Here is a 19,587-nt window from a genome sequence, read left to right as displayed (position 1 = left end):
GAATTCCCATGACTCGCACCGTTGTCTTCGACCTCGACGGCACCCTCGTCGACACCGCCCCCGACCTGATTGCCGCGCTCAATTTCGTGCTGGCGCGCGAAGGCCTGGCGCCCGTACCCGTGAAAACGGCGCGCAACATGATCGGTGCGGGCGCCCGCAAACTGATCGAGCGCGGGCTCGAAGCGGAAGGCCGCGTCACGAGCGTCGAGGACGTCAACCGGCTGACCAAGAATTTCATCGACTATTACGCGGACCATATCGCGGACGCCTCGCGTCCCTTCGAAGGGCTGGAAGCCGCGCTGGACGATCTGGCGGCGCAGGGGTGCCGCTTTGCGGTGTGCACCAACAAGCTGGAATGGCTGTCGAAGCGGCTGCTCGACAAATTGGGCCTGAGCGGACGGTTTGCGGCGATCTGCGGCGCCGACACGTTCGGCGTCTCCAAGCCGGACCCCATCATCCTGCAGCAGACGGTGGCGCGGGCCGGCGGAGATATCGGCGCGACCATCATGGTGGGCGATGCCGGACCTGACGTCGGTGTCGCCAGGCGGGCCGGCGTTCCCGTGATCGGGGTCGAATTCGGCTACACCGATGTGCCGATCGCCGAGCTCAAGCCCGACCGGCTGATCGGCCATATGCGTGAGCTGCCGGCTGCGGTGGACGGGCTGAGAAAGGCCGTGTCTCAGGCCTAGCTGACTGATTTTACTGCATTTATTGCCGCGACCTCGCTCGAACCTGCCGCGGCGCCGGCAGCGGAATCGCCCTTCCCGAATCCAGCCGCTGTCCCGGCGCAACCCGCACGCTGAGGCGCATTGTCGGCGCCTTACAAGCTGCCTAGATTATGCTAGCGAAGCAGCAGGCCAAGGCTTCCTTGAGAGGCTCCTTTACAAGGCATTTTGAATGAACGGATCCCTGTCACCCGATCAGCTGATACGCCCGATGGTCGATCCCTTCGGCCGGACCATCCGCTATCTGCGCGTGTCGGTGACGGATCGCTGCGACCTGCGCTGCTTCTACTGCATGTCCGAGGACATGACGTTCCTGCCGAAGAAGGATCTGCTGACGCTGGAGGAACTCGACCGGCTGTGCTCGGCCTTCATTGCCAAGGGCGTGCGAAAGATCCGCCTCACCGGCGGCGAGCCGCTGGTCCGGCGCAATGTCATGACGCTGGTGCGCTCGCTGTCGCGGCACCTTGGTTCCGGCGCGCTCGACGAACTGACGCTGACCACCAACGGCTCGCAACTGGCGCGTTTCGCCAGCGAGTTGCGCGATTGCGGCATCCGCCGCGTCAACGTCTCGCTCGACACGCTCGATGCGCAGAAGTTCCGCGCCATCACCCGCTGGGGCGATCTCGACAAGGTTCTGGCCGGCATCGAGGCCGCACGGAACGCGGGCCTTGCGGTCAAGATCAATGCGGTGGCGCTGAAGAACATGAACGAGGAGGAAATCCCCTCGCTGATGGAATGGGCGCACGGCAAGGGCATGGCGCTGACGCTGATCGAAGTCATGCCGATGGGCGAGATCGGCGAAGGCCGCATCGACCAATATGTACCGCTGTCGTTGTTGCGCGCGCGGCTGGCCCAGCACTACACGCTCACCGACCTCGACGAAAATACCGGCGGCCCCGCCCGCTATGTCCGCGTTACCGAGACCGGCGGCAAGCTCGGCTTCATCACGCCGATGACCCATAATTTCTGTGAGTCCTGCAATCGGGTACGGATCACCTGCACCGGCACGCTGCACACCTGCCTCGGCCACGAGGATGCCTCCGATTTGCGCAAGCCGCTGCGGGCCTCCGCCGAGGACGCACTGCTGTCGGCGGCCATCGATCGCGCCATCGGGCTGAAGCCGAAGGGCCACGACTTCATCATCGACCGCCGGCATAACCGCCCGAGTGTCTCGCGCCACATGAGCGTGACCGGCGGCTAAGTCCGCCAGCTACCTTATCGCCCGTAAAAATGCGGATTTATCAGGCCAACCAACGAATTGGCCGCCGCGTCAATTTGTCCATTTTCCGATTGACGCCGCCGCAGCGCGCTGAAATGGTGCGGCTGCTTTCACGCCAGCACGGCCGGAACAAGGCCGCTGCATCCTTTTGGTTGCAGTCAAGACGGCGGTAGCGCGAGACGGGGGAGGACTTATCGTTGCAATCGCATCTGCGAATGAGCTGCGGGCTCGCGCGTTTTTCGCGCGGGAATGACTCTGCGCGCCGGTGGCGCGGCGGCAGCTCCAGTCGTCCGGCGCGAGATGGCAGCGCAATATCAATGAAGACATCCGGCACGCGTCGATGACGTGTCCGAGGAGAGCGTAATGCGCCCATTGTTGGCACTGAGTAACTCGATCGATTGGCTCAATGAAAAACTAGGCGGCATCTGTAACTGGCTCGTGCTCGCAGCCTGCGTGGTGAGTGCCGCCAATGCGATGATCCGCTACGCGTTCGGCTACTCTTCCAACGCCTGGCTCGAATTGCAGTGGTACATGTTCGCCGTCTTCGTGATGTTCGGTGCCTCCTATACGTTCAAGAAGAACGAGCATGTCCGGGTTGAAATCCTGTACCTGATGCTGTCCGAACGCGGTCAGCTCAAACTCGACCTGATCGGCACGCTGTTCTTCCTGATCCCGTCCTGCCTGCTGCTCAGCTACCTGTCCTGGCCGTTCTTCATGCAGGCCTACGCCGTCGGCGAGACTTCGAGCAATGCCGGCGGCCTGCTGCGCTGGCCGATCAAGCTCGTCGTTCCCGTGGGCTTCGTTTTCCTGGCGCTGCAAGGCGTCTCCGAGGTGATCAAGCGCATCGCGGCCCTGCAGGGCTATGTCGTGATCGATGCGAAGTACGAGAGGCCGACCCAATGATCACGCTGGAGATGATGCCGCCGCTGATGTTCGGCGGCTTGATTCTGGCCATGCTGATTGGCTTCCCGGTGGCCTTCACACTGGCAGCCCTCGGGCTGTCGTTCGGCTTCCTGTCGATCCATCTCGGCTTTTTCGACCTCAACTTCCTGCAGGCAATTCCGGGCCGCATCTTCGGCGGCGTGCTATCCAACGAATTGCTGCTGGCAATTCCCTTCTTCACCTTCATGGGCTCCGTGCTCGAGCGCTGCGGCCTCGCCGAGGACATGCTTGATTCGATGGGCCAGTTGTTCGGCCCGGTTCGCGGCGGCCTCGGCTATTCCGTCATCATCGTCGGCTTCATCCTCGGCGCGATCACCGGCACGGTGGCGGCGCAGGTCATCGCCATGGCGCTGATCTCGATGCCGGTGATGCTGCGCTACGGCTACAATGTCCGCTACATCACCGGCGTGCTCGCCGCATCCGGCACCATCACCCAGCTCGTGCCGCCCTCGCTGGTCCTGATCGTGATGGCCGACCAGCTCGGCAAGTCGGTCGGCGACATGTATCTCGGCGCCTGGGGCCCCTCGATCCTGCAGATCGTCCTGTTCGCCGGCTACACGTTCTTCCTGGCGCTGTTTTTCCCCCATCACGTGCCGGCAGTGCCGAAGGAAGCGCGGACGCTGACGGGCTGGCCGCTCTGGCGCAAATGCCTGATGGGCATCATTCCCTCGGCCGTGCTGATCTTCGTGGTGCTGGGCACGATGATGATGGGCCTGGCCACGCCCACGGAAGCCGGCGCGATGGGCGCCATCGGCGCCATCGTTCTCGCCGCGGTCCACCACAAGGATCTGAGCAGCAAGGGGCACAAGATGCTCCTGATCGGTATCGCCGCCACCGGCGTCGCCGTCATCCTCGAGATTCTTGTCGGCGAAAGCAAAATGTTGAAGCTGACGTTCGCGGTGCTTTATCTCGCCGTCGTCTGGCTCTGCCTCGAAGCTGTCCGCATTCCGGACCTGCGCGACCTGATCAAGCAGGGCTACCAGTCGACCATGCGCCTCTCCTGCATGGTGGTGTTCATCCTGATCGGCTCGACCTGTTTCTCGGTGGTGTTCCTCGGCATCAACGGCGGCGTCTGGCTCGAGCATCATCTGACCTCGATTCCCGGCGGCGTTTGGGGATTCCTGATCTTCATCAACCTTTTCATCTTCTTCCTGGCGTTCTTCCTCGACTTTTTCGAGATCGCCTTCATCATCCTGCCGATGGTGGCGCCGATTGCACAGAAGGTGCTGGCGCCGGTGGTTGGCCCCGATGCCGCGCTGATCTGGTTCGGCGTCATGCTCTGCGTCAACATGCAGACCTCGTTCCTGCATCCGCCGTTCGGCTTTGCGCTGTTCTATCTGCGCGGCGTCGCGCCCAGGGAGGTCAAGAGCTCCGACATCTATTGGGGCGCCCTGCCCTGGATCGGCCTGCAGGCGATCATGGTAGCGATCGTGATCGCTTTCCCGGTCGTGGTGACGGCGCTGCTCGACAAGCCGCTCGACGTCGATCTCAGCAAGGTCAAGATCGAGGTGCCGCAGATCGAACTGCCGCCGCTCGATTTCGGCGGGCCGAAGCAGTAGCCCCGCACTTTGCCAGCAAGACAAAAAAGACCCCGGAGCCTTCGCTCCGGGGTTTTCATTTGTCGAAGTATGCGCGACGCGATCAGCCTTGCGGATTGCGCGCCATGAAGCTGTCGTAGCCGAGCTCGGCGACCTGGAACCACTGGTATCCGTTGGTCGTGAACGAGTTCATGGACTCCAGCACCTTCTTGAAATTGGGATTGGACGCCGCGGTCTCGGCGTACAGCTCCTTGGTCGCCTTCAGGCAGGCCTGCATGATCGGCGGCGAGAAGCTGTGCAGCTTGGTGCCGCCTGCCAGCAGCTTCTTCAGCGCCGGCGGGTTGCCCTGGTCGTACTTGGCCATCATCCAGCTATTGGCGGCCTGGCCGGCCTGCTCCAGAGCGCTCTGATAGTATTTCGGCAGCGAATTCCACTTGTCCAGGTTGACGATGCCGAGCAGCATCGGTCCGCCTTCCCACCAGCCGGGATAGTAATAATGCGGCGCGACCTTGTTGAAGCCGAGCTTCTCGTCGTCATACGGCCCGACCCATTCCGCCGCATCGATCGTGCCCTTTTCGAGCGCGGGATAAATGTCGCCACCGGCGAGCTGCTGCGGCACGACGCCGAGCTTCTGCATCACGCGGCCGGCAAAGCCGCCGATGCGCATCTTCAAGCCCTTAAGATCGTCGACGGTGTTGATCTCCTTGCGGAACCAGCCGCCCATTTGGCAGCCTGTATTGCCGGCCAGAAACGACGTGACGTTGTAGCTCTTGTAGAACTGGTTGAGCAGGTCCCTGCCGCCGCCCAGCATGTACCAGGCCTGGTTAAGGCGCTGGTTGGGGCCGAACGGCACCGCGGTGCCGAAAGCGAAGGTCGGGTCCTTGCCGAAGTAATAATAAGACGCGGTATGGCCCATCTCGACGGTGCCGTTCTGGACGGCATCGAGTACCTGCAGGCCAGGAACGATTTCGCCGCCGGCGAAGGCCTGGATCTGGAACTTGTTGTCGGTGGCTTCGCCAACGAGCTTGGCCATCAGCTCCACCCCACCCCACAGGGTGTCGAGCGACTTCGGCCAGCTTGCCGTCAGGCGCCATTTGAGCTCCGGCATCGACTGCGCGATCGCGGGGGCCGCCAAGGTCGCGGCGCCGGCCGCGCCAATACCGGTGACCTTGAGAAAATCTCTTCTTTTCATTGAATCCTTCCCTGTTGGTGATGCGTGCCGTGGCCTTCTTGGCGAGGCCTTCCTAGCCACCATGGAACAACCGGTTCCGGATTTCCATCCCGAACTATACGGGCAAACGAAAAAGCCCGGCCTTCCCTGGAAGGAAGGCCGGGCTGCTTTCTACGACTTAAGACGTAATCAGCCGCGGGTGCGCGAGCGGATCATGAAGCTGTCATAGGTGTATTCGGCAACCTGCCACCACAGATACTGGTCGGAGCGGTAGGCCTGCATCGCGTCGATCGACTTCTTGAAGTCGGCATTCTTGCCGGAGATCTCGGCCCACAGTTCGTTGGTCGCCTTCAGGCAGGCTTCCAGCACTTCATTGGTGAAGGGACGCAGTTGCGTACCGCCGGCGACCAGCCGCTTCAGGGCGGCCGGGTTCTGCATGTCGTAACGCGCATTCATCCAGCTGTTGGCGTGGGCGCACGCATTGGTCAGGATCGCCTGGTAGTTCTTCGGCAGCGAATTCCACTTCTCCAGGTTGGCGAAGGCGTGGACCATCGGACCGCCTTCCCAGAAACCCGGGTAATAGTAGAACTTCGCGACCTTCTGGAAGCCGAGCTTTTCGTCGTCATACGGACCGACCCACTCGGCCGCATCGATGGTGCCCTTTTCCAGCGCTGGGTAGATGTCGCCGCCGGCGAGCTGCTGCGGCACCACGCCGACCTTCTGCAAGACCTGTCCGGCGATGCCGCCGATGCGCATCTTGAGGCCCGAGAGATCGGCAACGGTCTTGATCTCCTTGCGGAACCAGCCGCCCATCTGCGTGCCGGTGTTGCCCGTGGCGAAGCCGACCACGCCGAACTTCTTGAAGAACTCGTTGCCGAGTGCCTCGCCGCCGCCCTGCGACCACCAGGAATTCTGCTGGCGCGCATTGAGGCCGAACGGGACCGACGCGTAGATCGCAAAGGTCGGGTCCTTGCCGACATAATAATACGAGACGGTGTGGCACATCTCGACGGTGTTGTTCGACGTCGCATCCAGCGCCTGCAGACCCGGGACGATTTCGCCGGCCGCGAACACCTGAATCTGAAACTTGTTGTCGGTCATCTCGGCGACGTACTTCGCCACCTGCTCGGCACCGCCATAGATGGTATCGAGCGATTTCGGGAAGCTCGACGTCAGGCGCCATTTGATCTCAGGCGATGATTGCGCGATCGCCGGCGAGGCAACGGCTGTCGCGGCAGCACCGGCCGCTGAAACCTTCAAAAAATCACGACGCTTCATTCAAGTCTCCTTAAGACGGGACGTTTCCATATTTCCTGGAGCATGCCATCCGGCGGGGCGAATTCCGCCTCATCCGGGGCGCTCTGGCGGGGCGGCTTTAACACGGAAGTTGGCTAGCGAAAACGCGACAAAGGCATGACTGCACTGATTAAAACCAAAGTCTTATGGGAGGTGATAAGGGAAGCTTACGCCGCCGCAATGGCGCCCTGAAGCTGGTCGCGAACCCTGGTTCCGATCGCCCGGTAGATCGCGGCATGCGGGCCATCAGGCTCGCTCACCACCACCGGATTACCTTCATCCGAGGTGGTCCGGATCGACATGTGCAAGGGGATCTCGCCCAGGAATGGAACACTCAGCCGCTCCGCTTCATGCCGCGCGCCGCCATGGCCGAAAATGTCCGAGCGCGTGCCGCACTCCGGGCACTGGAAATAGCTCATGTTCTCGACGATGCCGAGCACCGGCACGTTAACCTTTTTGAACATCGCGAGCCCCCTGCGGGCGTCGATCAGCGAGAGGTCCTGCGGGGTCGAGATGATCACCGCCCCCTTCAGCGGCACGTTCTGCGCCAGCGTCAGTTGCGCATCGCCAGTTCCGGGCGGCATGTCGACGACGAGAATATCGAGCGTGCCCCACGCCACATCGCGCAGCATCTGGGTGATCGCCGACATCACCATCGGCCCGCGCCAGATCATCGCGGTGTCTTCCTCGACCAGAAAACCGATCGACATGATCGACAGCCCGAAGCGCTTGATCGGAATCATCTTCCTGTTGTCGTCGAGCTGCGGCTTCTCGCTGATGCCGGTCAGCCGCGGCACGGACGGGCCGTAGATGTCGGCGTCGAGCAGGCCGACGCGCAGGCCGAGGTCGCGCAGGCCGAGTGCCAAATTGAGCGCGGTGGTCGATTTGCCGACACCGCCCTTGCCCGAGGCCACCGCGATGACGGCGGCAACGCCGGGGATTTCCGCCTGCTTGGACATCGGCGAAGCCCCCGCGCCTTGCGGCGGGCGGTGGGCGGAAGCGGGTTGCACGCCGTGGGAATGCCGGTGCGCTGCGGGCGCCGCCTGCGGCGATCCCGGCTTGCGCTCGGCGGTCAGGGCGATCATCGCTGTCGCAACACCGGGAATTGCGCGCACGGCGGCTTCGGCCTGCGCGCGCACGCTTTCCCAGGCTCTGGCCTCGGCGGCGTCGACATTGATGGAGAAGAACACCTTGCCGTCGGTGACCGAAATCGCCGACAGCACGTTGGCATTGGTCAGGGGCACGCCACGGGGCGACGCTACCTGCTTGAGGGAATCGAGAACCTGTTGCTGCGTCACGCTCACTCGCGCATCTCCTGAAGCCCTTGTGGCTCCCGTTGAGAACCGGGCCCTACCCGCTTGTATCGACGCGCTTTCCTGACGCGGCCCATCCGCCCCCGGAAGCAAATCCGCGAGCGGCGCCACGTTGCAAAACGCTATGCCAGTCCGATGCGACCCATAGAGCGGATCAGCGCAAAAGGCTACCTCGCTCCCACATCGTCCCGCCGCTCGGCGGGGGCCGCAGCGGTCCCTTCCTTGGCGGCCTCGTAGTTCAGTTCAATCATCACGCCGTTGGGGTCGTTGACGAAGATCTGCCAGAGGTCGCCGCCCGGAACCTGCCGGGAATCGTAGGCCATGCCCTTCTGTTCCAGCCGCCGCTTCATGCCGTCAAAGCCGTAGCTTGCGAACGCGACATGATGGACGACGCCGGAATCCGGCTTCTGCGGTTCCTCGGTCTTGGAGATATCGACGAGGTGCACCACCGCCTTGCCCTCGCTGTACATCCAGGCTCCGGGGAAGGCAAAGTTTGGCCGGGCGCCCTTTTCCAGACCCAGAACGTCTTCATAGAACCGGACCGTATCGGCAAGGTTGCGGGTCCGGATGTTGAAATGGTCGAGCACGCCGACACTGACGCCCATGCGATGTCACTCCCTTTTTTGTGAGGTTCTTGAGGGACCTATCCTAGCACGAATCCGGCTCCGGCCCACCAACGAAGGCGTTGCCCTCCCCTGCGCAGCTTGTATGGTGCGGCTCCTCCAAAACACCCTCCGGCCGGCCCAACGTCGCCGGCGAAAACTCCAAGGTATCACACATGGCTAAAGTCGCTTTTCTCGGTCTCGGCGTAATGGGTTTCCCCATGGCAGGACATCTGGTGAAAAAAGGCGGCCATGAGGTCACCGTGTACAACCGGACCGGAGCCAAGGCGAAGGAGTGGGCGGACAAGTTCGGCGGACGTGCCGCGCCGACGCCGAAGGCCGCCGCCGAAGGCCAGGACTTCGTGATGTGCTGCGTCGGCAATGACAATGACCTGCGCGCGGTCACGATCGGTGCCGAAGGCGCGTTCGCCGGAATGAAGAAAGGCGCCATCTTCGTCGACCACACCACCGCCTCCGCCGAGGTCGCCCGCGAACTCGATGCCGCCGCCGTCAAGGCGGGCTTCAAGTTCATCGACGCGCCGGTGTCGGGCGGTCAGGCGGGTGCGGAAAACGGCGTGCTGACGGTGATGTGCGGTGGCGAGGAAGACGCCTATGCCGCTGCCGAGCCGATCATTTCCGGCGCTTACGCCAGGATGTGCAAACTACTCGGGCCCGCCGGGGCCGGCCAGCTCACCAAAATGGTCAACCAGATCTGCATCGCCGGTCTTGTCCAGGGCCTGTCCGAGGGCATTCATTTCGCCAAGAAGTCGGGGCTGGACGTTCCGACCGTGATCGAGACCATCTCCAAGGGCGCGGCGCAATCCTGGCAGATGGAGAACCGCTACAAGACCATGAATGACGACAAGTTCGACTTCGGCTTTGCGGTGGAATGGATGCGCAAGGATCTCTCGATCTGCATCGCGGAGGCTCGCCGCAACGGCGCCAACCTGCCGGTGACCGCACTCGTCGACCAGTTCTACGCCGAAGTCGAGAAGATGGGCGGCAAGCGCTGGGATACGTCGAGCCTTTTGGCCCGGCTAGAGCGCTGAGTTAAAGAATCAGGTTAAGGCGACGAGCCAAGCCCTCGCTTCTTGCCCTGTCGGAAGCGGGGGTTCCCTCCACTCGACTGGTTAATTTTAACTTCCCGTTAACGAGAATTTTTAGCTCTTTAAGTCATCGCTTAATGATTTCACGGCACAGATAGACAATGCAAAAGCCCGCGCGGTTCGCGGGCAGGATTTGTGTTGTTCGATGAGTAACGCCGCAGAAAAGCCTGAGGTTGTCCAGCTTCCGGCGGAAGCGCAGGTCGCACCACCGGTGAATACGCGGCGCGTGGCAGCACAACGGGTGCGCGAGGCGCGCGATCGGTTAACGTCGACCAGCGGCACGCGCCCCGCCTTCGACACCGAACTGCTCCGGCAATACGCCCAGACCCGGGTCTCGGCTTCCTTCGTCGTCATGCTGCTGGTGGTTGCGACCGGCGTACTGTTCGGCCTCTGGAAGTATATCGTGCCGGCCGCGGTGTGGACCTTCGGCATGCTCTGCATCCATGCCGCCATCATCCGCAACTGCAAGCGTTTCCTGCGCGAGCAGCCCACGCTCGCCGAAACGCGCAAATGGCAGACGCGGTTCGTGCTGCTCGACCTGCTCTACGGCCTGTGCTGGACCGCGATCCTGCTGCATCCGGCCGGCCTCGACACCGTCTCGAACACGATGATGATGTTCCTGATGCTGCTGGTGATCGCGGTGTCGAGCATGCTGGCGGCGACACTGCCGATCGCGGCGGTGGCGGCAACCGCGCCGGTGACGGCCGCGATCGCACTCAACTTCGTGATGGGCGGCACGTTCGACAATTACGCCCTCGCGCTGCTGGCGGTCGCCGCCGAATGCTATTTTGCCCTGCTGGCCCATCAGCTTCATTCGACGACGCTGCAGACCCTGGAAGCGCGCGCCGAAAAGGACGCGCTGATCGGCGAGCTCGAACAGGCCAAGGCGATCTCGGACGAAGCGCGGCACCGCGCCGAATCCGCCAACGTCGCCAAATCGCGCTTTCTGGCGCAGATGAGCCATGAGCTGCGCACGCCGCTGAACGCGATCCTCGGTTTCTCCGAGGTGATGAAGAGCGAGATTTTCGGCGCGCACGCGGTAACGGTCTACAAGGAATATTCCGCCGACATCCATCATTCGGGCGTCCACCTGCTCAATCTCATCAATGAGATTCTCGATCTGTCGCGGATCGAGGCCGGCCGCTACGAACTCAACGAGGAAGCCGTGGCGCTCGTACACGTGGTCGCCGACTGCCATCATCTCTTGAAGCTGCGCGCCAGCAGCCGCGGCATCACCATCCACGAAGTATTCGAGCACGGCATGCCCCGGATCTGGGGCGACGAGCGTGCCACGCGCCAGGTCGTGCTCAATCTCATATCCAACTCGATCAAGTTCACCCCGCAGGGCGGCGATATCTGGCTCAAGGTCGGCTGGACCGCGTCCGGCGGGCAATATCTCAGCGTCAAGGACACCGGCTCCGGCATTGCCGAGGATGAAATTCCGGTCGTGCTGGCCTCGTTCGGCCAGGGCTCCAACTCGATCAAATCAGCCGAACAGGGCGCGGGCCTGGGCCTGCCGATCGCCAAGAGCCTGATCGACATGCATGGCGGCACCTTCACGCTGAAATCGAAACTCAGAATTGGCACCGAAGTCATCGTCACCTTCCCGCCGGAGCGCGTGATGAGCGCGCTGGCGCCGATGGCCGAGGAAGCCCCGCCGCTGCAGCCGGAACCCGCCGTCTCAGCGGCCGACGACAAGCGGCGGGCGCGTCACAAACCGATCATGAGTGCCGGCACGGGACTGTAACCACAAGCGCTTGCGCAAGGGATGCAAACCACTTCACTATCCACGAATGAGCAAAGAAACGCCGTGTATCGCAGTCTGCATGATGGATCCCAAAACCAAACTCTGCTTCGGCTGCGGACGAACGTTGCCGGAGATCGCGCGCTGGCACCGCATGGAAACGGCGGAACGACTGGCCGTGATGGAAGGGCTTGCGGCGCGCATGGCGGATGCCGGTCTGGTGCCGATACCGCCGCGCGCCGAGCGCGGCTGATCGCCGGGCCAAACTGCGGAGGCGCCAGGTGATCCGCGTCATGCTCGTTCTGGCGATGCTCGCCGCCACCGCCGGCGCCGTCGTCGCCTATGGCGATCCCGACCAGATCGCGCGCGCCGGCAACTCGGTATCGAAAATGCTGCGGCAACGTAGCCTGCAGCCGGCGCCCGCCGTGGAGATCGCACGCGGCAGAGCCGGCGAATTCGCACTCCATGCCAAGATCAACGGCGTCAAGGCGCCGATGGTGATTGACACCGGCGCAACCTCGGTGGTGTTGACCTGGGAGACGGCGAAGGCGATCGGCCTGCCGATCGAGATGCTCGAATATAATGTCGACGTCGAAACCGCCGGCGGCCACACCAAGGCGGCGCGGCTGACACTCGATCGTCTTGCGGTCGGTGGCCTCGTCGAGAAATCGATTCCGGCGCTGGTGGTGCCGCGCGGGCAGATGAAGACCAACCTGCTCGGCATGAGTTTTCTGGACCGGCTGGAAAGCTGGGGCGTGCAGGCCGACAAGGTGAGGCTGCACGGCTATCCCGACGTCGCAGGCCGCAACAAGCGCCGCGCGGCGGCGAACTAGGGCGAGTACTGCAGCGAAAAGCGGCCGCTTCACAAGCGAAGCAGATGCGCTGGACGGTGCACTCAGATTTGAATCGCCTCCCAACAGTTCGTCGTCTAGGGTCCGTTTATGTCGCGCCTCGTATTTCTTTTGATTGCTATCGTCCTCTCGCTGCTGCCGGTCGTCACGTCGGCTGCGCCGGCTCACAAGCGGCCAGCGCCACGCTGGCACGGCTACGGTTTCCTGCCGGGCTATCAACAGCCACCGAACAACAGCCTTCCGGCTTACAAGCAGAGAGCTGCGGTTTCGCGCACGGCGCGGAACAACCGGCGTCCCTGGTATATCGATCCAGTCCCGAGCTATTACGGCTACGACGGCGACTGGCACTATTTCGGCCGGCCCGGCTTTTACGGCGGCCGCTACAATGGCGGCAGCTTCGGCCCTTGCTGGACGCGGACGCCGATCGGGCCGATCTGGAATTGCGGCTGATCAAGCCATTCCTTGAGACTGCGTGCGTGTGCATCCGTATGCCGGCAACGGCGGCTCATGACGCAAGGCGGATACTGGATACATCCGGGATGTCGGCAAAGGGCCATTCGCGTCCTTTGTACTGTGCAGCGATTACATCGGGTCTGCCCAGGTAATCGAGAGCGACTTTATCGAGCCACTTCCGTTTAAAGGCCATGGCTACCCCGCCGGTACCTCCCTATTTTGGCTGAGGAGAGCGAGCACTCCTCCTTTGCCATGGAGATCGGCAATGAACATGAGAACCTTCTGCACGCTTGCCGCCGCCATCTTTGCCCTCATCGCGCTTCTGCAATTGATCCGGATCGTGATGGGATGGTCCGTCGCCTTGAATGGCGTCGATGTGCCGTTCTGGCCGAGCTGGATTGCCGTCGTCGTGGCGGCTGCGTTGAGCCTTGTCGGCTTCCGCGCCACGCGCAGCTAAAGCTTGGCAGGGGCCGCAGCGATTGCACGCGGAAACGTCAGCCTTTCGACTTTGCCGCCTTGCGCGCCTTGTTGGCTTCCTCGATCTCGGGCTCGAGCGATTTCAGGCTCTCGTAGATCTCGGCCAGGACGGTCTTCAGGTCTGAAATGTTCTTCGACGGGAAATCACGAACCGCAACCTCCTCGAAATGGATGGCGATCGGGATCAACTCCTCGACCAGTGTCCGCCCCTTCGGCGTGAGGTTGATCGCAACGGTGCGGCCGTTGTCCTTCAGCCGCGCGCGCGTGACGAGACCGCGCCGTTTCATCTCGCCAACGAGGCGCGACAATGTCGATATCTCGATCGTCGTCATCGCAGCGAGATCGCCGAGCCGCTGATCGCCGGTTTCCCAGAGCGCGGCCATCACGCGGTACATCGGCAGGGTCACGCCGTAGCCGGCAATGCGCCTGGAAAACAGCTCACCCATCTGCACGCCGACGCGGTTAAGCAGATAGGGAAAGGAATTCGTCAGCCTGTACAAGGTCTTGCAATCCGTGCTGTCGCAATTGTTGCGAGCCTTCAATAGCCGCAGGCCGATCGCTTTTCAAGGCAATTGTTGCATTTGAAAGTTTCTTCTTGACTGACATTTGCAAACGCAACTATTGTTTTCGAAAGTTAAGCCGCCGAACCAAGAGCGGATCGTTCAGTGGAGGAAACCATGTCGCTGGATTCGGCATCCGACGAATTGCGTGAAACGTTCAAGCGCGCGCTGCGGCGATTTCCCGCCGCCGTGTCGGTCATCACATCGTCAGACCAGAACCGCCGTCACGGCATGACGGCCACCGCGGTGACATCGCTGTCGCTCGACCCGCCCTCCCTGATCGTCTGCGTCAACCAGCAGACGTTGCTGCACGACATTATGCTTTTGGCGCGCCGGTTCTGCGTCAACGTGCTGCGCCGCGACCAGATCTCCCTGTCATCCGCGTTCAGCGGCGCGGTGCCGCCGGAGGAGCGGTTCGGGCTCGGCCAGTGGATGACGTCTGCCGAGGGCGTCACGTATCTCGCCGACGCGCAGATCAACATCTTCTGCAAAAAGGCCGCCGCAGTGCCCTACGGCACGCACACGATTTTCATCGGCGAAGCCGAGACCGTGAACGTCCGCGATCCGATCGAGCCGCTGATCTATCAGGATGCGACCTACTGCTTCTCGGTGCCCCATGACAGCCAGGCTGCGTGATCGCGCCGATCCCCTCACATTTCAGACAATCGAAGATACGGAGCAAGCCCATGGTATCAGTCGCCCAGTTGAAGGACGTGCCGGCACAGGCGGCCCCTCGCCCCGACCTTGCCGAGTTGCGCAGCCGCGTGGCGCAGATCGCGCCGCAGATCAAGGCGCGCGCCCACAATACCGAAAAGGCCGGACGCGTTCCGGAAGAGAACATCACGGCGCTGCGCCACATCGGCTATTTCGATATCGTCAAGCCCGCGATGTTCGGCGGCTATGAGCATGATTTCGACGTGCTGGTCGATCTGAACATCGAGCTCGCGAAGAGCTGCGCCTCGACGGCGTGGGTCGGCGGCCTGCTCGCGGCCCATCAATGGCTGATCGCGGGATTTCCGGAAAGTGCGCAGCGCGACGTCTGGGATTCAAATCCCGATGCGGTGGCCTGCGGCTCCTACGCGCCGGCCGCCAAGGCGATCGAGGTCGAGGGCGGCTATCGCCTCTCCGGCCGCTGGTCGTTCGCCAGCGGTTGCGACAACGCGCAATGGTCACTGTGCGCGGCGCTGTTGCCATCGAAGACCGACAGCGGCGCGCTTGCGCCGGCCTTCCTGCTCGTGCCCGCATCCGACTACGTCATCGACGATACCTGGAATGTCGTCGGCCTCAGCGGCACCGGCAGCAAGACGCTGGTGCTCGCGGACGTATTCGTGCCGGCGCACCGCCTGTTGTCGTTCGCCGACACCACATCCGGCAAGACGCCGGGCGCGGCGCTCTATGCCGCCAATCCCGCCTTCTCGATTCCGATGCTGTCGAACATTCCCTCCTGCCTCGCCTCCGCCGCGGTCGGCGCCGCGGCCGGCGCGCTGGAGGACTATCTTGCCGTTACCGCGCGGCGCATCACCCGCGGCGCGGTCGCCGGACACAACAACCGCATGGCAGAATTTCCAACCATCCAGTTGCGGGTGGCGGAAGCCACCGCCTCCGTCGATGCCGCGCGCGAAGTGCTGCTGCGCGACCTAAGGGATCGTGCGGCGACCATCCGTGCCGGCGGCGCGGTCTCAGTCGAGGACCGCATCGTCAGCCGCCGCGGCCAGGCGTTTTCGGTCGCGCTTGCGATCCGCGCCAGCGAGGCATTGAACGCCTCGACCGGCGGGCTCGGCCTCGATCTTTCCAATCCGGTGCAGCGCGCCTGGCGCGATGCCAATGCGGTCGGCCGCCACATCAGCATGAACTGGGACGCGGTCGGCACCATGTACGGCCAGCTCGCGCTCGGGCTGACGCCGCAGGGACAGTACTAGTCAACATCAGAAATCAGCGAGGACGACATGCAGGGCAAGATCGCATTAGAGGAACATTTCGCTATTCCCGACACGCTGATGGATTCAGCGGGCTTCGTCCCGGAATCCTATTGGCCGGAGCTGAAGGATCGCCTGCTTGACATCCAGGACAAGCGGCTGGCGCAGATGGACCAGCACGGCATCGAGATGATGATCCTGTCCTTGAACGCGCCGGCGGTTCAGGCGATTCCCGATGTCGCGCACGCCAACGAGATTGCGATCCGCGCCAACGACTTCCTCGCCGAGCAGGTGGCAAAGCGGCCGTCGCGGTTTCAGGCCTTTGCCGCGCTGCCGATGCAGGATCCGGATCTCGCGATCAAGGAGCTCGAGCGGTGCATCAAGACGCTCGGCTTCCGCGGCGCGCTGGTCAACGGCTTCTCGCAAATCGGCGACGGCAAGCGGCCGGTCTATTACGATCTGCCGCAATACTGGCCGTTCTGGGCCAAGGTCGAAGAGACCGGCCTGCCCTTCTACCTGCACCCACGCAATCCCTTGCCGGAAGACTGCGCGATCTATGAAGGACATCCCTGGCTGATGGGCCCGACCTGGGCGTTCGGACAGGAGACCGCGGTGCATGCACTGCGGCTGATGGGATCGGGCCTGTTCGATGCCTATCCGAAACTGAAGATCATCCTCGGCCACATGGGCGAAGGCCTGCCCTACAGCATGTGGCGCGTCGATCATCGCAACGGCTGGGTCAAGGCGCCGCCGAAGCACAAGGCCAAGAAGAAGATCTGCGATTACTTCAACGCCAACTTCTTCCTGACCACCTCAGGCAATTTCCGCACGCAAACCCTGATCGATTCAATTCTGGAGATCGGAGCCGACCGCATCCTGTTCTCGGTCGACTGGCCGTTCGAAAATGTCGATCACGCCTCCGACTGGTTCAACAGCGCCAGCATCAGCGAAAATGACCGCCTGAAGATCGGCCGGCGCAATGCCATCGACCTGTTCAAGCTCGATCTCGGCGAAACCACGGTCGCCGGGCACGGCATCCATCAAGCCGCGGAATAAGCGGCATCACAACGACACATACCATCTTGGGAGGGAAAACGGCCATGGCCGCGCAGGCAATCGATCTTCACGAAGAACTCGCCGAAGCAAAGGTCGGAAAATTTCACTGGCGCCTCGGCGCCATCATGGGACTGCTGACGCTGTTCGACGGCTATGACACGTTCAATCCGGCCTACGTCATTCATTACGTCGCAAAGCCATGGGGCCTGCAGGCCGGCCAGGCGGGCCTGTTGATCTCCAGCGGGCTGGTCGGGTTTCTGATCGGGGCGGCGATCCACGGCATCATTGCCGACCGGTTCGGCCGCCGCGGCACCTTGCTCGGAGGCCTGTGGATCACTAGCATCTTCACGCTGCTGACTGCGACCTCGGCAGACTCGTTCCTGTCGTTCTGCATTCTGCGGATCCTCACCGGCATCGGCCTTGGCGTGCTGCTGCCGCTGGCGACCACCTACATCAACGAGCTGGCGCCGCGGCGCGTGGCGAACACGTTTGCGCTGTGGGGCGTAGCCCTCGGCTGGGCGCTGGGCGGAACGCTCGCCGGTGTCGCCGGCGTGTTTGCAACCCCGGTGTTCGGCTGGACATCGCTCTACTGGATCGGCTCGCTGTCGTTCCTGCTCTTGCCCTTCATGCACCTGATGCTGCCGGAATCGCCAAAGTTTCTGGCGTTGCAGGGCCGCGTCGACGAAATCCGCGGCATGCTGACCAGGCTGCGGCCCGAGCGCGCCAATCTCTACAAGTCGGCTGAGATTGCCGTGGGAGAGTCCGAGAAGCCGGCCAATTCGGTCGCGACGTTGCTGCAGGCCAAGTATCGCCGGACCACGCTCGCGATCTGGGCGTCGGCATTCCTCAGCCTGTTCTGCATCTTCGGCCTGTCGGGCTGGATTCCGACCGTGATGATGCAGCGTGGCGAAACCTTTGCGGCAAGCTTCGGCTTCGGCGCGCTGATGCAGATCATGTCGTTCGTCGGCGGGCTCGTGCTCGGCCATCTCGTCGACCGGTCCGGCTATAGCCGCGGGCTGATCGCGACCTGGTGGGCGTTCGGCGGCCTCGCCGTGCTGTCGCTGGCGGTGATGAACGTCCACATCGTCAACATCACCTCGGTCGCAGCCGCCGGCTTCTTCATCATCGGCGCGCAGTTCGTGCTGAACAACTTTACCGCGGCGTCCTACGAGACCGGCGTGCGCGCCACCGCGGTCGGCATGGAACTCGGGGTCGCCCGGGTCGGCGCCATTCTCGGTCCATTCGTCGCCGGCGCGCTGCAGCAATACTACCAGAGCCCGACACCGATGTTCCTGTCGATCGGCATCTCCGCGATCGCCGCCGGCGCGATCATCCTGCTGGCGAAGCGGCCGGCGGCGGTCGCTTCCAACAGCCTTGAAGAGACGGCCGGCTTGCGCAAGGTTGCACAGCCCGCCTCCTGAGATGAGGTCTTGATGCGGAACGTGCGGCTCCGGGGCGAACTGTCCCGGAGCCGGATTTTAGTTTTGACACGTTTTCTTCATGCGAACCGAAAACGCGACGTTTACGCCGCGACCGGCTCCGATACGCGATCTTCGACCAGCGCGACCGCATCGCGCAGCACATTGACGCCGGCACCCGGCTTGACGCCCTTCTCCGCGAGATGACGGCGGAAGGCGCGCGCCCCCGGCACGCCGTGAAATGCGCCGACGAAGTGCCGCGTCATCGAATGCAGCTTTGCGCCTTGGGACAACTGGTCTTCGATGTAGGGCAACATCGCTTCGAAGACGTCCTTCATGGTGGCGTGCGGCGCCGCCTCGCCGAACAATTCCGGATCGACATCGAGCAGGCGCCACGGCTCCTGATAGGCCGCCCGCCCCAGCATCACGCCGTCGACATGCTCCAGATGCCGCTTCGCTTCGGCAATGCTGCCGATACCGCCATTGATGATAATGAGCACATCCGGCATCGCGGCCTTCAGCCGGTAAACCCTGTCGTAATCGAGCGGCGGGATGTCGCGATTTTCCTTCGGCGACAATCCGTTGAGCCAGGCTTTTCGGGCATGCACGACCAGCGCATCCGCGCCGGCCGCGACCACGCCGCGCGCCAGCACATCGAGCGCCACTTCCGGATCCTGGTCATCGATGCCGATCCGGCATTTGACCGTGACGGGAATCCTGACCGCACGCTTCATCGCAGCCACGCCGTCGGCGACCAGCGCCGGCTCCGCCATCAGGCAGGCGCCGAAGCGGCCGTCCTTCACCCGGTCGGACGGACAGCCGACATTGAGATTGATTTCGTCGTAGCCAAAGTCTTCGCCGATCTTCGCAGCGGTAGCGAGATCATCCGGAACCGAACCGCCGAGCTGCAACGCCACCGGATGCTCGCTTGTATCGAACCCGAGCAGCCGCCTGCGATCGCCATGAATAATGGCGCCGGTCGTCAGCATTTCCGTATAGAGCCGCGCACGCCGGCTCATTAGACGGTGGAAGACGCGGCAATGCCGATCGGTCCAGTCCATCATCGGGGCGACGGAGAATTTCCATTCCATCTCAATTGCTTAATCGCAACACTGGTTCAATGCAACAAGACGTTTTCGAAACCCTGCCTGTCCGCGGAGCATGTCCGATCCAACTAAAATATCGAAAACAACCCCATGC

The 19,587-nt window shown here is 62.8% G+C and carries 20 protein-coding genes; 14 read left to right on the top strand and 6 right to left on the bottom strand.

Annotated elements, in window-relative coordinates; genetic code table 11:
* Window positions 1-8: 8 nt before the first annotated feature.
* The 4 genes from gph to LMTR21_RS13850 all read left to right on the top strand — a co-directional run bounded on the left by gph (window position 9) and on the right by LMTR21_RS13850 (window position 4,445).
* Entirely contained in the window at window positions 9-689 is a 681-nt protein-coding gene (gene gph / locus LMTR21_RS13865) for a phosphoglycolate phosphatase (protein ID WP_065750087.1), read from the top strand.
* Between the two features lie 208 nt (window positions 690-897).
* A complete protein-coding gene (gene moaA / locus LMTR21_RS13860; RefSeq protein WP_065750086.1) occupies window positions 898-1,926 on the top strand; it encodes a GTP 3',8-cyclase MoaA in 1,029 nt (342 codons plus the stop codon).
* Window positions 1,927-2,307: 381 nt separating this feature from the next.
* The gene (locus LMTR21_RS13855; RefSeq protein WP_065750085.1) at window positions 2,308-2,847 is read left to right on the top strand and encodes a TRAP transporter small permease subunit; all 540 of its coding nucleotides are present in this window, start codon (window positions 2,308-2,310) and stop codon (window positions 2,845-2,847) included.
* Complete coding sequence (locus LMTR21_RS13850) at window positions 2,844-4,445, top strand: TRAP transporter large permease (protein ID WP_065750084.1); 1,602 nt, start codon at window positions 2,844-2,846, stop codon at window positions 4,443-4,445. Before LMTR21_RS13855 ends, LMTR21_RS13850 begins: the two co-directional genes overlap by 4 nt.
* An 82-nt stretch (window positions 4,446-4,527) precedes the next feature.
* Here LMTR21_RS13850 and LMTR21_RS13845 read toward each other — a convergent pair whose 3' ends face one another.
* From LMTR21_RS13845 to LMTR21_RS13830, 4 genes are all read right to left on the bottom strand, one after another.
* Window positions 4,528-5,616, bottom strand: coding sequence for a TRAP transporter substrate-binding protein (locus LMTR21_RS13845; protein WP_065750083.1), 1,089 nt, complete (start codon window positions 5,614-5,616; stop codon window positions 4,528-4,530).
* Window positions 5,617-5,784: 168 nt separating this feature from the next.
* Entirely contained in the window at window positions 5,785-6,873 is a 1,089-nt protein-coding gene (locus LMTR21_RS13840; protein ID WP_065750082.1) for a TRAP transporter substrate-binding protein, read from the bottom strand.
* 185 nt (window positions 6,874-7,058) lie between these two features.
* A complete protein-coding gene (gene apbC / locus LMTR21_RS13835; protein WP_148635968.1) occupies window positions 7,059-8,195 on the bottom strand; it encodes an iron-sulfur cluster carrier protein ApbC in 1,137 nt (378 codons plus the stop codon).
* Between the two features lie 176 nt (window positions 8,196-8,371).
* Complete coding sequence (locus tag LMTR21_RS13830) at window positions 8,372-8,809, bottom strand: VOC family protein (protein WP_065750080.1); 438 nt, start codon at window positions 8,807-8,809, stop codon at window positions 8,372-8,374.
* Window positions 8,810-8,982: 173 nt separating this feature from the next.
* Between LMTR21_RS13830 and LMTR21_RS13825 the strand changes: the two genes are divergently transcribed.
* From LMTR21_RS13825 to LMTR21_RS13800, 6 genes are all read left to right on the top strand, one after another.
* Window positions 8,983-9,855 carry an NAD(P)-dependent oxidoreductase gene (locus LMTR21_RS13825; RefSeq protein WP_065750079.1) on the top strand — a complete coding sequence of 291 codons (873 nt, stop codon included), beginning with the start codon at window positions 8,983-8,985 and terminating at the stop codon, window positions 9,853-9,855.
* 202 nt (window positions 9,856-10,057) lie between these two features.
* Window positions 10,058-11,659, top strand: a complete 1,602-nt coding sequence (locus LMTR21_RS13820; RefSeq protein WP_065750078.1) for a sensor histidine kinase — start codon at window positions 10,058-10,060, stop codon at window positions 11,657-11,659.
* A 46-nt stretch (window positions 11,660-11,705) separates the two neighbouring features.
* Entirely contained in the window at window positions 11,706-11,909 is a 204-nt protein-coding gene (locus LMTR21_RS13815) for a DUF1289 domain-containing protein (protein WP_065750077.1), read from the top strand.
* 28 nt (window positions 11,910-11,937) lie between these two features.
* The gene (locus LMTR21_RS13810) at window positions 11,938-12,489 is read left to right on the top strand and encodes a TIGR02281 family clan AA aspartic protease (RefSeq protein ID WP_065750076.1); all 552 of its coding nucleotides are present in this window, start codon (window positions 11,938-11,940) and stop codon (window positions 12,487-12,489) included.
* Between the two features lie 108 nt (window positions 12,490-12,597).
* Window positions 12,598-12,957, top strand: coding sequence for a hypothetical protein (locus LMTR21_RS13805; RefSeq protein ID WP_065750075.1), 360 nt, complete (start codon window positions 12,598-12,600; stop codon window positions 12,955-12,957).
* A 268-nt stretch (window positions 12,958-13,225) separates the two neighbouring features.
* Window positions 13,226-13,417, top strand: a complete 192-nt coding sequence (locus LMTR21_RS13800) for a hypothetical protein (RefSeq protein WP_065750074.1) — start codon at window positions 13,226-13,228, stop codon at window positions 13,415-13,417.
* A 37-nt stretch (window positions 13,418-13,454) separates the two neighbouring features.
* On the opposite strand, the gene LMTR21_RS13795 is transcribed toward LMTR21_RS13800, so the two are convergent.
* On the bottom strand, window positions 13,455-13,937 hold the full coding sequence (locus tag LMTR21_RS13795) for a MarR family winged helix-turn-helix transcriptional regulator (protein WP_065750373.1): 483 nt from the start codon (window positions 13,935-13,937) through the stop codon (window positions 13,455-13,457).
* Between the two features lie 177 nt (window positions 13,938-14,114).
* On the opposite strand from LMTR21_RS13795, the gene LMTR21_RS13790 reads away from it, so the two are divergent.
* Genes LMTR21_RS13790 through LMTR21_RS13775 form a run of 4 tightly spaced genes read left to right on the top strand, consistent with a single transcriptional unit; the run spans window position 14,115 to window position 18,390 of the window.
* Window positions 14,115-14,633 carry a flavin reductase family protein gene (locus LMTR21_RS13790; protein ID WP_057857962.1) on the top strand — a complete coding sequence of 173 codons (519 nt, stop codon included), beginning with the start codon at window positions 14,115-14,117 and terminating at the stop codon, window positions 14,631-14,633.
* A gap of 50 nt (window positions 14,634-14,683) precedes the next feature.
* Complete coding sequence (locus LMTR21_RS13785; RefSeq protein WP_065750073.1) at window positions 14,684-15,916, top strand: acyl-CoA dehydrogenase family protein; 1,233 nt, start codon at window positions 14,684-14,686, stop codon at window positions 15,914-15,916.
* 27 nt (window positions 15,917-15,943) lie between these two features.
* The gene (locus tag LMTR21_RS13780; protein ID WP_065750072.1) at window positions 15,944-16,969 is read left to right on the top strand and encodes an amidohydrolase family protein; all 1,026 of its coding nucleotides are present in this window, start codon (window positions 15,944-15,946) and stop codon (window positions 16,967-16,969) included.
* A 44-nt stretch (window positions 16,970-17,013) separates the two neighbouring features.
* A complete protein-coding gene (locus LMTR21_RS13775; RefSeq protein ID WP_065750071.1) occupies window positions 17,014-18,390 on the top strand; it encodes an MFS transporter in 1,377 nt (458 codons plus the stop codon).
* A gap of 101 nt (window positions 18,391-18,491) precedes the next feature.
* Here LMTR21_RS13775 and dusA read toward each other — a convergent pair whose 3' ends face one another.
* Entirely contained in the window at window positions 18,492-19,478 is a 987-nt protein-coding gene (gene dusA / locus LMTR21_RS13770; RefSeq protein WP_065750070.1) for a tRNA dihydrouridine(20/20a) synthase DusA, read from the bottom strand.
* Between the last annotated feature and the right edge of the window lie 109 nt (window positions 19,479-19,587).

The organism is Bradyrhizobium paxllaeri, from assembly GCF_001693515.2.
Lineage (GTDB): Bacteria > Pseudomonadota > Alphaproteobacteria > Rhizobiales > Xanthobacteraceae > Bradyrhizobium > Bradyrhizobium paxllaeri.
This window is presented reverse-complemented; position numbering and strand designations above follow the sequence as displayed.

Excerpts from the sequence above, each read along its gene's own strand:
- LMTR21_RS13825 (WP_065750079.1), top strand. The coding sequence starts at position 8,983 with ATGGCTAAAGTCGCTTTTCTCGGTCTCGGCGTAATGGGTTTCCCCATG.
- LMTR21_RS13845 (WP_065750083.1), bottom strand. The coding sequence starts at position 5,616 with ATGAAAAGAAGAGATTTTCTCAAGGTCACCGGTATTGGCGCGGCCGGC.
- LMTR21_RS13820 (WP_065750078.1), top strand. The coding sequence starts at position 10,058 with ATGAGTAACGCCGCAGAAAAGCCTGAGGTTGTCCAGCTTCCGGCGGAA.
- moaA (WP_065750086.1), top strand. The coding sequence starts at position 898 with ATGAACGGATCCCTGTCACCCGATCAGCTGATACGCCCGATGGTCGAT.
- LMTR21_RS13855 (WP_065750085.1), top strand. The coding sequence starts at position 2,308 with ATGCGCCCATTGTTGGCACTGAGTAACTCGATCGATTGGCTCAATGAA.
- LMTR21_RS13785 (WP_065750073.1), top strand. The coding sequence starts at position 14,684 with ATGGTATCAGTCGCCCAGTTGAAGGACGTGCCGGCACAGGCGGCCCCT.
- gph (WP_065750087.1), top strand. The coding sequence starts at position 9 with ATGACTCGCACCGTTGTCTTCGACCTCGACGGCACCCTCGTCGACACC.
- LMTR21_RS13790 (WP_057857962.1), top strand. The coding sequence starts at position 14,115 with ATGTCGCTGGATTCGGCATCCGACGAATTGCGTGAAACGTTCAAGCGC.
- LMTR21_RS13830 (WP_065750080.1), bottom strand. The coding sequence starts at position 8,809 with ATGGGCGTCAGTGTCGGCGTGCTCGACCATTTCAACATCCGGACCCGC.
- LMTR21_RS13850 (WP_065750084.1), top strand. The coding sequence starts at position 2,844 with ATGATCACGCTGGAGATGATGCCGCCGCTGATGTTCGGCGGCTTGATT.
- LMTR21_RS13775 (WP_065750071.1), top strand. The coding sequence starts at position 17,014 with ATGGCCGCGCAGGCAATCGATCTTCACGAAGAACTCGCCGAAGCAAAG.
- LMTR21_RS13800 (WP_065750074.1), top strand. The coding sequence starts at position 13,226 with ATGAACATGAGAACCTTCTGCACGCTTGCCGCCGCCATCTTTGCCCTC.
- LMTR21_RS13805 (WP_065750075.1), top strand. The coding sequence starts at position 12,598 with ATGTCGCGCCTCGTATTTCTTTTGATTGCTATCGTCCTCTCGCTGCTG.
- LMTR21_RS13780 (WP_065750072.1), top strand. The coding sequence starts at position 15,944 with ATGCAGGGCAAGATCGCATTAGAGGAACATTTCGCTATTCCCGACACG.
- LMTR21_RS13840 (WP_065750082.1), bottom strand. The coding sequence starts at position 6,873 with ATGAAGCGTCGTGATTTTTTGAAGGTTTCAGCGGCCGGTGCTGCCGCG.
- dusA (WP_065750070.1), bottom strand. The coding sequence starts at position 19,478 with ATGGAATGGAAATTCTCCGTCGCCCCGATGATGGACTGGACCGATCGG.
- LMTR21_RS13815 (WP_065750077.1), top strand. The coding sequence starts at position 11,706 with ATGAGCAAAGAAACGCCGTGTATCGCAGTCTGCATGATGGATCCCAAA.